Annotated in this window: 7 protein-coding genes; all 7 read right to left on the bottom strand. The window is 49.9% G+C overall.

The window, feature by feature from the left end; all coding sequences use genetic code 11:
• Positions 1 to 12: 12 nt before the first annotated feature.
• The 7 genes from BT112_RS10515 to BT112_RS10485 are packed head-to-tail and all read right to left on the bottom strand — an operon-like array spanning position 13 to position 15,673.
• A complete protein-coding gene (locus BT112_RS10515; RefSeq protein WP_072317331.1) occupies positions 13 to 3,429 on the bottom strand; it encodes a glycosyl hydrolase in 3,417 nt (1,138 codons plus the stop codon).
• On the bottom strand, positions 3,426 to 6,725 hold the full coding sequence (locus BT112_RS10510) for a glycoside hydrolase family 2 TIM barrel-domain containing protein (RefSeq protein ID WP_072317330.1): 3,300 nt from the start codon (positions 6,723 to 6,725) through the stop codon (positions 3,426 to 3,428). Before BT112_RS10510 ends, BT112_RS10515 begins: the two co-directional genes overlap by 4 nt.
• Positions 6,715 to 7,824 (bottom strand): glycoside hydrolase family protein, encoded by a 1,110-nt coding sequence (locus tag BT112_RS10505; RefSeq protein ID WP_072317329.1) that lies wholly within the window; start codon positions 7,822 to 7,824, stop codon positions 6,715 to 6,717. The genes BT112_RS10510 and BT112_RS10505 overlap by 11 nt, the downstream gene beginning before the upstream one ends.
• Positions 7,825 to 7,867: 43 nt before the next feature.
• Positions 7,868 to 10,714: a glycoside hydrolase family 2 TIM barrel-domain containing protein gene (locus BT112_RS10500; RefSeq protein ID WP_072317328.1), complete on the bottom strand. Its 2,847-nt coding sequence runs from the start codon at positions 10,712 to 10,714 to the stop codon at positions 7,868 to 7,870.
• Between the two features lie 9 nt (positions 10,715 to 10,723).
• Positions 10,724 to 12,928: an alpha-L-rhamnosidase-related protein gene (locus BT112_RS10495; protein ID WP_245777021.1), complete on the bottom strand. Its 2,205-nt coding sequence runs from the start codon at positions 12,926 to 12,928 to the stop codon at positions 10,724 to 10,726.
• Between the two features lie 34 nt (positions 12,929 to 12,962).
• On the bottom strand, positions 12,963 to 14,543 hold the full coding sequence (locus BT112_RS10490; RefSeq protein ID WP_072317327.1) for a sodium:solute symporter family transporter: 1,581 nt from the start codon (positions 14,541 to 14,543) through the stop codon (positions 12,963 to 12,965).
• 53 nt (positions 14,544 to 14,596) lie between these two features.
• Complete coding sequence (locus BT112_RS10485; RefSeq protein ID WP_072317326.1) at positions 14,597 to 15,673, bottom strand: Gfo/Idh/MocA family protein; 1,077 nt, start codon at positions 15,671 to 15,673, stop codon at positions 14,597 to 14,599.
• Positions 15,674 to 15,753 lie beyond the last annotated feature (80 nt).

Raw genomic sequence — 15,753 nt, 5'->3', positions numbered from 1 at the left:
GATTTTCCGGTCTTAATCTTCGCTCTCCAACCGTACCGGGCCGAGCAATCCTGCTTTTAGCAACGGGGTATCCTGCAGGCGAAACGGGGCAGTGGTTTTGGTCAGCCGTTCCGGCTCCGGGAGTTTTTGGTCGCCTATAAGCCTGTTGGCCCAGGTATTGGTGATCTTTATCCTGAGCCTGTTTTCTCCTTTTTGCAGGGCATGAGCCACAGCAACCCGGTGCGGGAATGTCCATATCGTACCGCAATCTGTTCCGTTGAGCGTTACTTCGGCTATATTGGCTATGTCACCGAGGTGTAACCATATACCTTCCTTTTTTCCATCCCAGGTGAAGGTCTTTTCGTAAGTGGCGGTCCCGGAGTAATGCCGGATGCTGTCATTTCCGGAGGTGCTCCAGTCGAACAAGTGTGCGGTTAGCGGAACTTTAGGACCGTGAAATGCCGGGTCGAAGCTTATTTTCCAATTGCCGGTAATCTCCTGTACCGTCTGAAATTCTTGCCAGTTCCTGCCTTCCTTACGGGATGCTTCCGCGGTTCTTTCCCTGAAACGGACAAATACCGAAGCATTTTTATCCAGCTGCAATGGCAGTATGGTACGTTCGCCTTCTGTTTTCCATTCTTTAAGTACTGTAACTGTCCCGGAGACTGCATCATATAATTCGGGCACCCTCCCATGAATACGGAAAGAAACCAGCACTTGCCGTTTTTCCTCTTTCTGGTTGGAAATAAAATAGATGTCTTCCGCATTGCTACGGCGATGTGTATAGGCTATATCCTGTTCTTCCCTGGCTCCGTCCGGTGAAGTAAACCGTATATCCGGGGTAATACCTACGGCTGAAAAATCTTTTTGCGTATATGGCAACCGGACTATCCGTCCCTTTCCAATTTTCAGGACCGCCTTATTTTCATCTCCTTCCTCCCACAGAAGGTTTACGGTCTTTTGCCATTTTTCGATCTCCTCTTTACCGTTCAGCCCGGGGGTGCGCTGCGGTTTATCTCCCAGGAAAACCGTAGCCCCGTCCCGGACGAGTTCCAGGATTTTCTCTACTACGTCGACCGACATCATGGTGTTGGGCGACATTTTTCGCCTGCCGGGAAATACCAGTGCTCCGTATGCTATACCACTGCCGAAAGTAACTTTTCCGTCCGCTACCTTTGCCGCATTCAGTAATACATCCGGGTTAAAAGAGTCGTATGTATAGCCGTGCATGGGATTGACCCATTGCGAAAGATCGGTGATATTGGCCGAATACGTGACTTCCTTCGGCATTTTTGCCAGGGGCTGCCCTTTATTGTCCAGCCGGGTTTGTTCTTTTTTAACGGTTGTTTCTCCGAATACCCCGGGAAACAGGGATACGAGACGGTCGGGCAACAGGGCCCGTGACGGAATTTCTTCCCCTGTAAAAACGGCAAGGTCTATAACCGGGCTTCCTTTTTGCAACTGGTATTGTACACGCTGTGCATAATCTATCCATGCTTTTCCCGGTTTCCACCAGGTCTGGTCGCGCTGTATATAGGTCCCTACCCCGTCGAGTGTCATCCCCGGTTTTCGGTCGGTCCACGGATTGTGCACAAAAACGTGATAGAAAAACCGGTTGATCCCCAGTGCGTAATTCCGGTCGCCCAATGCTTTCAGGTTGCCGGGGTGTTCATCCCAATCCATCCGCAATTCGGTATAGGCTTCTGCCTGTATGATATCTTTTCCGTAGATATGCCCCCCGGAAATGGCATCGAGCATATCGTTGGGCTTATCGTGAGTCGGACTTTTCAGCCAGAATTCTCCCCCGGGATAATCCACATACCGAAAATGGCTCAGGGCATCGCTCACCATTGTGGGTGCTACGTTTTCGGCACTGAAAGCCACTCCTGCCTTTTTTGCTTCCGTGGCCATAGTACCGAAAAAAGTGTCGGTCACCAGTTCGGCAATGGTCTTCCGGATATCGTACAATACCTTTTCGGAGGTCGTGGCATTATCTATAGGTATCCCCGCCATTACGGGAAGATAATCCACAAGATCATATCCCCTTCTTTTACGGAATTCTTCACGGAAAACAGGCGACCAGTTTTGACTGCCACATTCCCAGCTGTCGATATGCAGCATCTTTAATACCCTCCGCGACAGATCGGGATCGGCTGTCCGTATGGCTTCGCCAAACCATTTGTCGAACTGCAGGCGGATGGCCTCCGGATTAAATTTATCTACTTCAAGCCCAACGCCCCCACCCCCGGTAGCATTGGTATGCCCGGTTGACGTATGTGCAAAACGCATGATCTTCCACATTCCGGCCGGGGCCTCCCAGGAGAGTTTCCCTTTGGCATCGGCCCGGGCGGTAATATTGATAAGGTCCTCCTTAGCTATCGCATCTTCTTCCGCGATCATGGAGGTTGTGGTTTCGGGACTGATCCGCCATACCAGTCCGGATTTGCTTTCGTACTGGTCGATTTTCGGGGCCCCGGAGAGTATAATTTTTTTTACCTTCAGCGAAGGCTTCCACTTGGCGGCATCGAGATCTTCGGCACCGGGTTCGGAACCTTCCGGATCGTAGACAAAACGGTAATAACGCGATGTTACGGGTACAATGGCATGGGTGTACGGTGCATCGGTGTCCTGCCAGCCCTGCCGAGGTGGTTCGAGCCTTGTAACACGATCGAAATGTACACCGTCTTCACTGGTTTCCACGATTAGCCGGTGTGCCTGGTAATTGTTTCCCCCGGTAACGATATTGATATTCCGGCAGGTAAAGGGCTTGTCGAAACTGTATTGTATCCAGCCTTTTTCGTACATCTTTGCGGTTCCTTCCTCCTTCCGGTTACTGAGAAAGCCCGGTTTTTTTTCTTCTTTCAGGCTCCATGTGATCCGCGGTGATACTTCGGTGCTGTTGTCATACTTCTTTTTTACGGGAAGGGCAAAAACGGCTATATCCTTATAATACCCTTTGTAATTAGGAGGAACGGGAAGGGATATCTCCAGTTTTTTACCGCCTTCCACCAGGGTGTCGGACCAGACCACTTTCTGCATGGACAGTTCCGGGGTTATCCACGGCCCTCCGGCTACGGCAAATCCGTCCGAAGCATGCATGGCCAGGGCTATTCCCAGCCTGTCCGCTTCCTGCATGGCAAAACCGACCATTTCCCACCATTCCGCACTTAATTGCAGTATCGGAGGGTCGATCAGCGGCGGATCGGCCGGACCTTTGATCGCCATGAGATAGGCTCCTCCTATCCCGGCTTCTTTCATGGCTTCGAGGTCGGCCGTAATGCCTTCCCTCGAATAGGCCGATTGCATCCAGTACCAGTATACCCAGGGCCGGGAAGTGTCTGTCGCAGGCTGAAAACCGTCGTCGTTACCGGGGGCTTCCGTATCTTCCTTACACCCCAAAAATATCAGGAATACCAGAAACAGGTATACTATGCGAAATGATCTTATCATAATGAATACGAATACTTTTGTAATGCTTGCTGTAATCTCCGTTCGTTTCCTCCTACGGGTTGCAGGTAAAAATCGTAGCTATACCGGCCCGAAGGGAGCTGATATTTTTCCAGAGGCTGTCCTACCTCCGACCAACTGTCGTTACCTCCCACGCCCATTTGCCTGAGATCGATATTCAAAGTGATATATCCGGCATCTTCAAGCTCGTAAGTATGCCTTGCCTTGTTTATAGCTGCTTCGGTATAAGGCCAGGCGCTCATACTCAAAAGGGATTTTCCCGCCACCACCAACAGCCCTCCGGTATTCCCTTCATTCGTACAGGCCATCCATCGTACATCGGTACGGTTGGCGTTTTCCTGCGGCATCACATAGGGTTCCGTAAACGCATCCAGAGACATACTGTATATTCCGGTATTGAACCCGTGATTGCGGTCGATATAATTCTCCGCCGGGCCTTTTCCGTACCACGAAATCTTCCTGTAGCTGTTTTTTATTGCCCCCTGCATTCCTGCTTTGGGAATATTCGGGAGGTCTTCCGAAGCCTTCAGGTGATAATTGACATGTACGGTACCGTCCGTCGCTATACGGTACGTGATCTCTGCCTCCGCTTTTTTAGGGATCACGGTGTAAACACTTTTTATGAGGATGGTATCCCCTTCCTGTTCTTTTTGCATTTTCCGGAGTACGGGGCTGGCATCGTACCAGGGTTTCAGTTTCTCCTGCGGCTTCCAGCCCTTTCGGTCGTTATCGGTCAGCGGCCGGGTAAAATGCGGCAGTAAAGGGCCGGATAATTGTTCTTCCCCGCGATATTCATAAGAAACCAACGCCCCGTTCTTCCGATCGAAACGGATACGGAAGCCCTCACCTTTTACCGTGTAGGTCCCGGCACTTGCGGCCACCTCTGTTTTTGTTTCCATAACAGGTGCATCCGTCCCGGCTTTTACCCCGGCATGCCTGCGCAGTACAAACTGGTCGGAGGCTACGGAATAACCTTCCGGAGCCCATGGCCGGGCATCAGGCAAGCGGAAATCTATCTGTAACAGGTATTCGGAACCCTCGTCCTTCTCCGGAAGATACGGGGCTACGCTGAAAGTGGTATCCTTCCCGGCTTGGACATGCATGGCGGGCAATGGTTTGCGAAGTACTTCCCTGCCGTTTTTCAGTATGGTTATCTCCGGAATAAAGCGGGACAGGGATACGGCTGCCTGCCGGTTGGTGACCCGCAACTGTTCTCCTTCCAGGACACTGCTTACCGGCTGGAATACCCATTTACATTCATACATGGCCGCCTTCGGACGTCCGTCGGAAGCGACTATACCATTGATATTAAAATTGCCGTCGTGCAGTTTTTCCCCGTAGTCTCCGCCGTAAGCGTAAAATTCTTCACCGCTGACAGTATCCTTTTTCAGCAATCCCTGGTCTTTAAAATCCCAGATACAGCCGCCGATGACCCTGGGCAGCGAACGGAATTCATCCCATAACTCTTTCAGGTTCCCGGTAGAATTTCCCATGGAATGGGCATATTCGACAAAGATCACAGGCCGGGTATCTGTCTTTTGATCCGTCAGCAGTTTCGGGGTAAACACCCCCGGGTAAAAACGGCTTACCATATCTACATAGGGTTCATCCGTCGGGTTTTCTGTACGGTGGGCGTGATCTTCCGGGTAGCCGGGTTCCCCGGGAGCAATATATCCCTCAAGTCTCGGGTTGCCCTGGGCCGGTTCGTAATGCACCGGGCGTGTCTGGTCATAATCGTGCACCCATCCGGCCATAGCGGCATAGGCAGGGCCTTTCCCGGCCTCGTTGCCCAGGCTCCAGAAGATTATAGAAGGGTGGTTTTTATCGCGTTCCACCATCCGGGTAAGCCTTTCCATGTGAGCGTGCAACCAGCGGGTATCATTGGCGAGTTTTCCCCCGAGACCGTGGGTTTCCAGGTTGGCCTCATCCATGACCATAATACCGTATCGGTCGCAAAGCTCATAGAAATACGGATCGTTCGGGTAGTGACTGGTACGTATAAGGTTGAAGTTGAATTGTTTTATGGTCTTTATGTCCTGTTCGATATCTTCGCGGGTAAGCGCTTTTCCCCGTACAGGATGGTGATCGTGACGATTGACCCCGTATACATAGGTTTCTTTACCGTTGATCAGTAATTTGCTGTTCTCTTCGGAGAATTCCACGGAACGGAAACCTACCCTGCTGCTCTTTACTTCCTCTATTTCCCCGGAAGGGTTGCGGAGTACCAATACCACGGTATACAGATCGGGGGTTTCGGTACTCCATTTACGGGGGGCTTTCACTTCCTTTTCGAACATGCCGAACTTTACGTTATCCAGCCTCGGGTAACTTTCGTTGAGGATATCCGCTACGTTTTTTTCCATGGGCTGCGCAAAGACTTTTCGATGTTCCGGATCGTACAATTGTACCTGTAGCGTATATCCTTTGACCGTATCCCCGGTAAGGTTCTCTATATCCGGGCGCAGTTTAAAAAGGGCATCTTTATAATTTTTATCCAGTTGGGCCTGCCAGAAAAAATCGCGTATCCGCAATGGGGGTTCCGCCATCAGGTATACTTCCCGTTGTATGCCGCTCATCCGCCAGTGATCCTGGTCTTCCAGATAAGAACCGTCGCTCCAGCGCAATACCTGAACGGAAAGTGTGTTTTCTCCCTTTTTTAAGTACGGCGTAATATTAAATTCGGAAGGTAAAAAACTGTCTTCCCCGTAACCGGCAAATTTTCCGTTTACCCATACGCGGAAGGCCGAGCTCACTGCCCCGAAATGAAGAGTGATATTTTTCCCATCCCAGTCTGCGGGTATGGTGAATGTACGCTGATAGGACCCGACCCCGTTATAATCTGAAGGGACAAAAGGCGGATTCACCGGACGAAAGGGGTATACCGCACTCTTGTATATGGGAATGTCATAGCCTTTCATCTCCCAGTTGGACGGCACTTCTATAGCATCCCATCCTTCTGCTTTTCGGGTATAAAAATCTTTGGGGGCTTGTTGAAAGTTTGTACTATACCGGAAACTCCACATGCCATTGAGCATTTGTATCCGGCTTTTTTCCCGGTCTCCTTCCAGGGCATCTTCTACCGTGGTATACGAATACGCCGTAGTACGGGCCGCATCCCGGTGTATACCGGTTACCAAAGGTTCTTCCCAGGGCGTATCCGTATAGACCCCCGGTGGCCGGGGAATTCCGGCAGGCTCCCCGGTCACCGTCTGCCCCGTAACCATACAGCAGCCGGTGAAAAACATCCATATACTATATAGCGCCCTGTTAGTTATCATGCTCCCGTACAAAATACATTTCACTTTTTCCGAGGTCTCTTGAGGTGGCTACGGCAATGCCCCGCTGATCCTTATCGTTTACGGCACAGTAGAAATGGTATACCACACCATCGTGTTTTACGACAAAGGACTTGTGTGCAAAGCGGTTGTCGTAATCTTCGGAAGAACGGATAAGGTCATCGCCTTCCCAGTCTTTCCAGTTTATTAAGTCGTTGGATACTGCAAAACGGTTAAATGCTCCCTCCTTCCAGAAGGCACCGAAGTAGAACATCACCCAGACATCGTTTATGCGCTGAATATAGGCATCCCCGGAGATTCCTTTATGATGATTGATCACAGGGGCTTTACCGAAGCGTTTCCAGTGTTTCATATCGTCGGATACGGCCATCCCTATACGTTCTGCACCCCGTGCGGGATTAATACTGTCTCCCCGGGCATTGTAATACATTACAAAATCGTGACCGGTTTCGCGGTTCTTATCCCGTATCACCGAATTTTTGTACATGGTACTGTTGTCCCACCAGCTCACATCATCATCTTTCGGCGTCAGTACGGGCCCGGATAGCCTTTTCCATTCGTGAACTTCAGCGGGGTTTTCTTCCGTATAAGCCATACCTATGGATAAAATTCCGGCCTCGTAGCCCCTGCTATCCCCTCCGAAATAACTCATCCAGTATTTGTCGTCATAAGTTTCCCAGGCATAACTACCTCCCCAGGTATAATCCTGTAAGGCTATATACCCGGCTTTCTGGTTCACATCCCAGTCGGTGGTATCGGAAAACGACATGATCTTTCCTTTTGTCTCCCAGTGCAACAGGTCGTCACTCTCTCCCAGCCAGGTTTCGTAACCGCGACCATCGTACATCAAATACGTCATATACCATTTGCCGTCCCGGCGAAAAATGCTGGGGCAGTCCATCTTCAGGGAATCATTCGGCGGGACCATGACCAGTCCGTATTTGTACGGGGTTTTTATCTCCTCGTAGATCTCCTGCATGACGGTATCGGTGATCTCTCTTTTCTGTTCCTTTCGGACACATGCCGCAGAAAGGACCAAAAAGACCAGGATTACGGGGATATATATTTTGTTTTTGTTCATATCATTACGATTTTCACCGGCGAAGTACACCTTCGCAGTCTGCTTAGTCAGTTTTGAATTCCAGGTATAAGGTATGCTTTTTACGTCCTTCTATCCATTGCGGTTGGGATGAAGGGCCTACCAGATCGGTCGCATTTACCTTGTTACGTACCGCGGGAATAACATCAAACACGGCAATTCCGGTTTGCGGTAAGGTATAGAGCAGCGCATCTCTTCCGTCTCTCGGGGTGTACACTCCGAGATAACTGCCCGGGTTCCCGTTCCGCAACCGGATCTCTCCTTCTGACGTACGGAAAACCGCCCATCGCCATTGGTCAAAATACCCTTTAAATTCGGGATATACAAAAGATTCCCCGGGAACAGGGTCGTTATATTCGTTTTCCCAGACATCGAGGGTCGTACCGTGCAAGCGGTTCTGCCAGACCCGGTACGGTCCTTTTCCCAGCCACCTGATCTGCTCCATGTGGTCTTCGGGATAATCGAACGATACACCTACCAGTTCCACGATCCCGTGATATTCATAATCGTAATCCAGTTGTACGGTGCCATCCTTTTTTACCGTCCATCTGACTTGCTGTAAGGGACCGAAATACCCGGCGGTCACAGTGACCTCCCCGTTTTTTTCTTCAACAGCAATATGCCGTAGTTTTTCCTCGTAAGCAATTTCTTTATATATACGGTCCTCTCCTTTTGCCGCTTCCTTGTCTACGGTACCGTCGAGCGTACGGTCTCCCCTGCGGGCTGCGATAAAACGGGGGCCGTTACCGAATGCTATTTTCTTACCGGACTGCCATACCTGTAACAACTTCCCGGTCTTACGGTCTATCCTTATCTGTGTTCCGGATGCGGAAACTTCGTAATACGCGGCGGTCTCTGTGACAGCGGCTTCTTTTTTCTGCTCCGTCATTACCGGTTTTTTCACTTTATCCCAGGTATAGCTCCATGTCCAGAGTTCTTTTCCCTCCGGGTCCTGAGCCTTAAGATACAGTACATCGGCCTTTTTCCAGTCCGACGGCAGTTTTAGCTGTAATTCTCCCGCAGCATGCGGGGCTATATCGGGGCCCTTGATGGTTTTCCCGGTGATGGTTTTATGTCCGGCACTTTTATCCCCGGGTGCCGGAAACGCTGCCAGTTCCCATGCTATCGTACATTGATTGGTATTGGTGAAGTCGTACCTGTTTTCGAGCGTAAATACACCGTCGAAATCTTCCGGTAATTTTTCGTCCTGCAGGACCACTACGGGCGACCACACTTCTTTTATGGTATAAAAACTGCCTTCCTTTTCGTGATGAGGCCCTACGATACCGTCGGCGGCGTAATTTCCCTGGTTGTCTATACGACCGCCCTGGTCGGTACGGGCGATCCCTTCGTCGGCATACACCCATAAATATCCGCCGCCGCTTCGCGGATGCTTTCTCATCACCTCCCAATAATCGAACAGGCCGGCCCCGTGTCCGCCGTCATACAGGCCGTGCAAAAATTCGGTGGGCATAAAGATCTCTTCTCCGCGGAAATATTCGAGGGTTTCCCCGTAAGAGCGGTAATGCATGGTCTCTACCCCGCTGAGTTCCTGTTGCGGGTGCAGTACGGGCCGTTTTTGCAGATCCCATATTTCAAACTGATTGTCCAGGTTGGTATTCCACCCTCCTTCGTTTCCGTTAGACCAGAAAATAATGCACGGGTGATTAAGGTCGCGTGTCACCATTTCCCGTACCAGTTTTTTCCCGACGGCATCATCATAATGTCCGTGCCAGCCTCCGAGTTCGTCCATCACATACAAGCCGAGTTCGTCGCAGGCATCCAGAAATTCGGGATCTGGGGGGTAATGCGACAGGCGTACGGCATTCATATTCATTTCTTTAATGAGTCGTACATCGGCATAATTGAGCTCCTTATTCAGCGTACGTCCCGATTCGGGCCAGAAACTGTGGCGGTTTACCCCTTTCATCAATACCCGCTGTCCGTTGACATAAATACCATCTCCCTTATGGATTTCTATCGTCCGGAAACCAAATCTGTCAGACACTTTGTGCAGAAGCTCATCTCCCCGGTACAGTAAAAAATCCACGTGATAAAGGTTTGGTGTCTCGGCGGTCCATAGTGCTATGTCTTCGAAGGTACCGGAGAGACGGATACGATCGCTTCCCGGGACCGCTTCACCTTTCAGTACTCCTTTCTTTTTTCCGGCCACGTCTGTAACCACCGCCTCCGCACGAAGTCCGGTTGCCCCTTCGCCGAGAAAAACATCGGCTTCGAAACTTCCGTCGGCTTCCGCTTTTACAGCGGTACGGTCTATATGATATGCGGGACGGGCTTCCAGGAAAACCGGGCGGAAGATACCGCCGAAATTCCAGTAATCCGCTCTTCGTTCCGCGAGGTTTACACTGCCGTTCTCCGATTCTTTACTTACGGTAACTTCGAGTAGGTTCTCTTTTCCGTATTTCAGCAAGCCGCTGATATCGTACTGAAAACGGTAAAATGCGCCCTGGTGTTTGTCTCCTGCCTTACGTCCGTTGATCCGGACTTCGGTATCGGTCATGGAACCGTCGAATACTATTTTCACTCTTTGGTTTTCCCATCCCTTGGGGACAGTAAACTTGTATTTGTATTCTCCTACTTCATCGGCTATACCTTCGGGGTGTGGCTTGCCGTAAAATTTAATTCCGTACTGGTATTTACCGAATCCCTGCTGTTCCCATACGGAGGGAACTTCTATGGTACTCCACGTTCCGCCGTTTCTTCCGTCGGATATTTTAAACTCCCAGGTTTCGGTATCCTGGTAGCCTTTACCGGAAAGATAAAGTCTTTGGGTGGTCTTTTCCTGCTGAGCGTACAACGGAAACTGTATGGCGATGCAAAAAACAAGGTGTAAGAGAAATAGTCTCCTCATGGTTAACGGTTACTTTTGATATTTATACTGAATGTTATAGGTGGTTCCGGGGCTGAGCTGTAATTGGTAGGTATCCTTTTCGGTCCGGGTTATTTTTCCTTCTTTGCATACCGGCCGGGTCTTGCTTTTAAAAGTCAATATACCGTTGCCTTCCGTACTGCGGACACGTATTTTCCCGGTGCTGCAATACACCTCGATCTCTCCGCCGGGCGTAGGCACTTTACCCTCTATCCATTTTAGTCCGCCGAGGACCGGGTTTATGGTATACGTCGCATACCCGGGAGCCGTCGGCTGTACCCCGAGGTAATATTTACCGAAAAGATATACCGGGCTTGCCCCCCAGGCATGGCAAAGGCTTTTCCCGAAAGGCCGGCCGTACATGGCCAGTTGTTCATCCCCCTTTTCCGACGGATCATATTTTTCCCAGAACGAAGTAGCGCCGAGATCGAGCATGCCACCCCAGTAATCGCGTATTTCTTCGAGAACATATTCCTGTTCGCCCAGCGCACAAAGTGCTTCGAGCTCATAAAAACGCATATACGGCGTGGTGATCTGCTGTACCTCATCGTTCAGCAATACCTCTTGTTTCACGCCTTGTTTTTGTGCGGCATCCAGGTAATCGAAGAAAATGGCAAACATATTGGTGTACCGCGTTATTTTATCAGTCGTTTTCCCTTTCACCCTGTGATGCAGGAATGCCTGCCGGTCCGCAGACCAGAAGGCATCAAATATCTGTTCTTTTAAAGATCCTGCCTGTTTTTTATAATAATCGGCGGCCTCACTGTCTTCTACGATACCTGCACATAAAGACATGGCTTCCAGGCTTCTCGCCAGGAGCAATTGCTCGAAACTCACTTCGCCTTCCTTGCTCAATCCGTCTGCCCAGTCTATAAATACCCAATCCCCGGGCAGTCCCTGCATCATATTATTTTCATTGCGGCGTTGCAGGCAGAAATCCATCAGGGATACCATCCCGGGATAGATCTGCTTTATAAAATCTTCATCGCCGGAATACAGGTAATAATCGTACACCCCGAGAAACCAGTAAAAGGAATAGTCCATTATGGTATTGATATGACTCTTTACCGGGTCTTTGCCCCGCAATGCAAAAAGGGTCCGTTTTACCGAAGGGTTGTCAAAAAACAGGTAGTAATTCATCAGGTAACTCTGGTAGGCATCGCCCGACCATATCCAGCGGTCCCGCTTGATACCATCTATAAAGAACTCGCGTGTGGTAAGGTGCATCGTATAGGCCGATACGTCCCATATTTTGTTCAGCAGCTCGTCCGAACTCCTGAAACTTCCCCTGTATTCCAACGGAAGGTATTCGTAGAGCATGGAGACCGAATCGAGCTGAGCGGTTCCTTCGGTGCGTACCTGGACATAACGGAATGCCTTGGAATCCTTCAACGTGTACTCCTTTTTCATGTCCGGGCCAACGGTAATTTCATCCAGTGTTTCACAGGCTTCTACGGAACGGGCTTCTTCTTCGGATTCCCCGTAGTACAAATATACTTTACCCGAACCCCGCAATCCGTGCAGGCGGACATATCCGAAAGTCTCCTTTCCGAAATCGGCTATAAAGCCGTGATTTTCGTGTGTGACATTCGTGGCATATTGCGGCGTGACAGACAAACGGAATTCCGAAGGTTTGTTTTCTTTCTTATCAAAATTCCAGCTCCCTGCCTGCTGCCACTCGGTTCCGGACTGACCGGAAGCTCGGCCGGTTTCATCGATCCATTCTTTATCCTCGTACGTGACCTCCCAGGAAGCATCGCTCCCGAGGTGTTTTCCGCGGACAAATAACGCCGGTGTTTTTTCCTGGTTATATACTTTAACAGTAATATGGTGTGCCCCGGCCGGAATATGTACCCGGGAAGGATCGCCGTAATACATGGCCCCGTCCAGTTGTATCTTGCACTGGCCTTCTGCCACAATCTCTACCACATCTTCTTCGGGAAGTGTAAAATGCTTCTGGAAAGTGACCAGGGCATACGGACTGTAATACCGCCACAAGGGAGGGAAAAACGCTCCGCGTTCCGTTCGCCGCGCCTGCATTTTATTACTCAGCCATATTTCGTAGTCCCCCGGGTACCATATCCAGGTGGCATCTGTGCTGCGTTCCTGTGCCGCCGCCGGTATACTGCCTGAACCCAATAGAACCGCCATGGCCAGTATTAAGCAATACCTGTATTTTTCAGTAATCATTTTCATTCGTAGTATAGTTGGTCTCTCTTTTTATATTTTACTAACGCCCGTTAAAAAGGACATACAACACGATCATAACTACCGCCAGGGCTCCCCATAGCCAGCGTACTTTACCCGACATCCCTGCAGCTTTTCTTTCTTCGGGAGATACTTCTGCGGAACCTGATTTGTCCGTCAGGGAGATCAGTACCATCAAAACCGACAGCAACAGAAAAAGATAGAAGGACAAAAGCAAAAAATGTGGCCAGAAATCATACGTATCCGCCGGAAAGATCCACAAATAGCATATCCCGGTCCCCATACTCAACAGTGTTCCGAAAGTGAGTATACTGTTTACCGCCTTTGTGGTCGTCCGTTTCCACAATACGCCGAAAAGGAATACCGTTGTCATCGGTGGTGCGATAAATCCGAGTACGGACTGAAATACATCAAACAGGTTCAGTCCTTTTATACTGTCTATAGCCAGCGTGATACACACAGCTATAGCCGCCCCTGCAAGAGTTACCAGGTGTCCGGTTCTCCTGATTTCCGCGGAACCTGCTTCCGGTTTGTATTTTTTCACATAAATGTCCATGGTAAACACCGTACTCAGGGCGTTTAATGCGGAATCTACCGTACTGACCAACGCGGCGATAAGCACTGCCATGACCAGTCCCTGCATACCGGGAGGAAAAAGTTCGGTAACCATAGTCATATACGCCTTATCCGGATCGTCCAGGTCCGGAAAAAGTACGTAACACAATATTCCGGGCAGGATAAACAACGGAACATCAAGTATTTTTAACCATCCTGTAAAGTTCGCTCCCAATTGTCCCTGTTTTAAACTTTTTGCTCCCAGAACCGATTGTACCATGGATTGATCGGTACACCAGAACCATACGCCCATGACCGGGTAGCCCAGTATAATGGCCGGCCAGGGATAATCGGGATTGTCGGCGGGAAGAAAAAGGTTCCAGAAACCGGACGGTGTGGCGGTTGCCAAAGCAGCTGTTCCTCCTGCCCTGTCCAGGCCTACAAGTGTAAGCGCGAGGGATACTATGATAAGCAGGATCATCTGGAATACATTGGTATACGCGATGGTTTTAAGTCCGCCTGCAATGGTAAAAAAAGCGGCTATGGCCAGGAGTACCATAACGGATAGCCACATGGGGAGTCCCAGTATTTGCCGGATCAGAATTCCCCCGGCGAACAGGGTAAGCGATAACCAGCTGACCAGAATAGTGATCAGGGTGTACCAGGCGAGTATGTTGCGGGTAGTATCTCCGAACCTGTTTCCCATATATCCCGGCAATGTAGCCGTTCCGGCTCCAAGATACCGCGGGGCAAAAACGGCGGCAAGCAGAAATATGAAAATAAAGGCGTACCATGCAAAATTTCCCGCTACTATACCTGTAGTAAACCCGATACTGGCCGATGCGATAAGCATGGAGGGACCAACATTGGTCCCCCACATGGTAAAACCAATACCAGGCCACCGAAGCGAATTTCCTGCAAGAAAAGGGTTCTCCCCAACCGCAGTTCTGTTCCGGAAACTCACCCAGGCCCCGATACCGATCACTATAGCAAGGTAAAGCCCTACTACAATAAAATCGAGTGGTTGCAGCTTATCGTATATATTCATTTCTCCATCTTAAATCTTATACCTCCAAGTTCTTTATCCGGAAAACTTCTTCATCAAAGTCCGTATTCCCGAAGTACTTCTTTTACCTTCTCCGGTTTTCCCGATTGCAGGGACCGTTCCATAGCTTTTAAAAGTGCAACGGTCCCTATACCTTCCTCCAGGTCGGGATAGGCGGTCTCATTATTTCGTATGCTCGCGGCAAAATATTCGAGGTAATTCCGGTATTCTCCCGCATGGTGGCTTTTCCCTTCAAACGGAAAATAGTATTTGAGTTTATGCTCCCATGTTACCATACGCTCCTCCCCGGTTTTATCGGTGATCGCATAACGGAGGTCCATATAATCGCCCTGGCTGCAGCCTTCGGTACCACGGAGTACACAGCTCATTTCACTGTCGCGGTTTACGGGCTGTACAGGCCCCGTATAAGCCCCGGAAACACGGGCTACCTTTCCGTCCGAAGCCTTAAAGATAAAATGCATGGTATCCGGGTTTTTCAGTCCTCCTTTTTTACCGTTGGCACTCAGCATTCCATACCCCATGACTTCTTCGATATCGGGCAGATACCAACGGATAAAATCTACGGGGTGACTGAGTCCGCCGTACAACCATTGAAACGAGGATTCGAGCGACCAGGGTTTGGACAGAAACCAACGATGATCGGCATGGTAATAAGCTTCTACGGTAATCAATTCGCCGATAAGCCCGGCTTCGTAATCTTTACGTTGCCGTTTCATCGGTTCGAAAAAACGACTACTCTGGCCGACAAACAGTTTTAACCCCTTTTCCCGTTGCAGTTTCAGTAACCCCGGTGCATCTTTAAGGTCATCGAGCAGGGGTTTGGTACATACCACGTGCTTTCCGGCTTCCAAAGCTGCACGGATGTGTGTAGCATGCAAATGATCCGGGGTATAGATCGCTATAGCTTCTATATCCGGGTTTTTCAGCATATCCTCATAATCGGTGGTATAATTTCCGAAGCCCATCTCTTCTGCCCGGTGGCGGCACAAATCCTCATTCCGGTCACATACCTGTACGAGTTCTATCCCGGATCCGGACAAAGCGGCATGCATAGTGCTTCTCCCTTCTCCGAGCCCCAGTATTCCAAGTCTTAGTTTTTTATTGTCTTTCATGGTGTTTTCACGATTAACCCATACTTTTCTTTCTCTCCCTACTTCTGTAAACTTTCCGGCAAACGTACCTTCACCGGTAA

The organism is Sinomicrobium oceani, assembly GCF_900119185.1.
GTDB lineage: Bacteria > Bacteroidota > Bacteroidia > Flavobacteriales > Flavobacteriaceae > Sinomicrobium > Sinomicrobium oceani.
The sequence above is the reverse complement of the archived record's forward strand: the minus strand, read 5'-3'. Positions and strand labels throughout refer to the sequence as shown.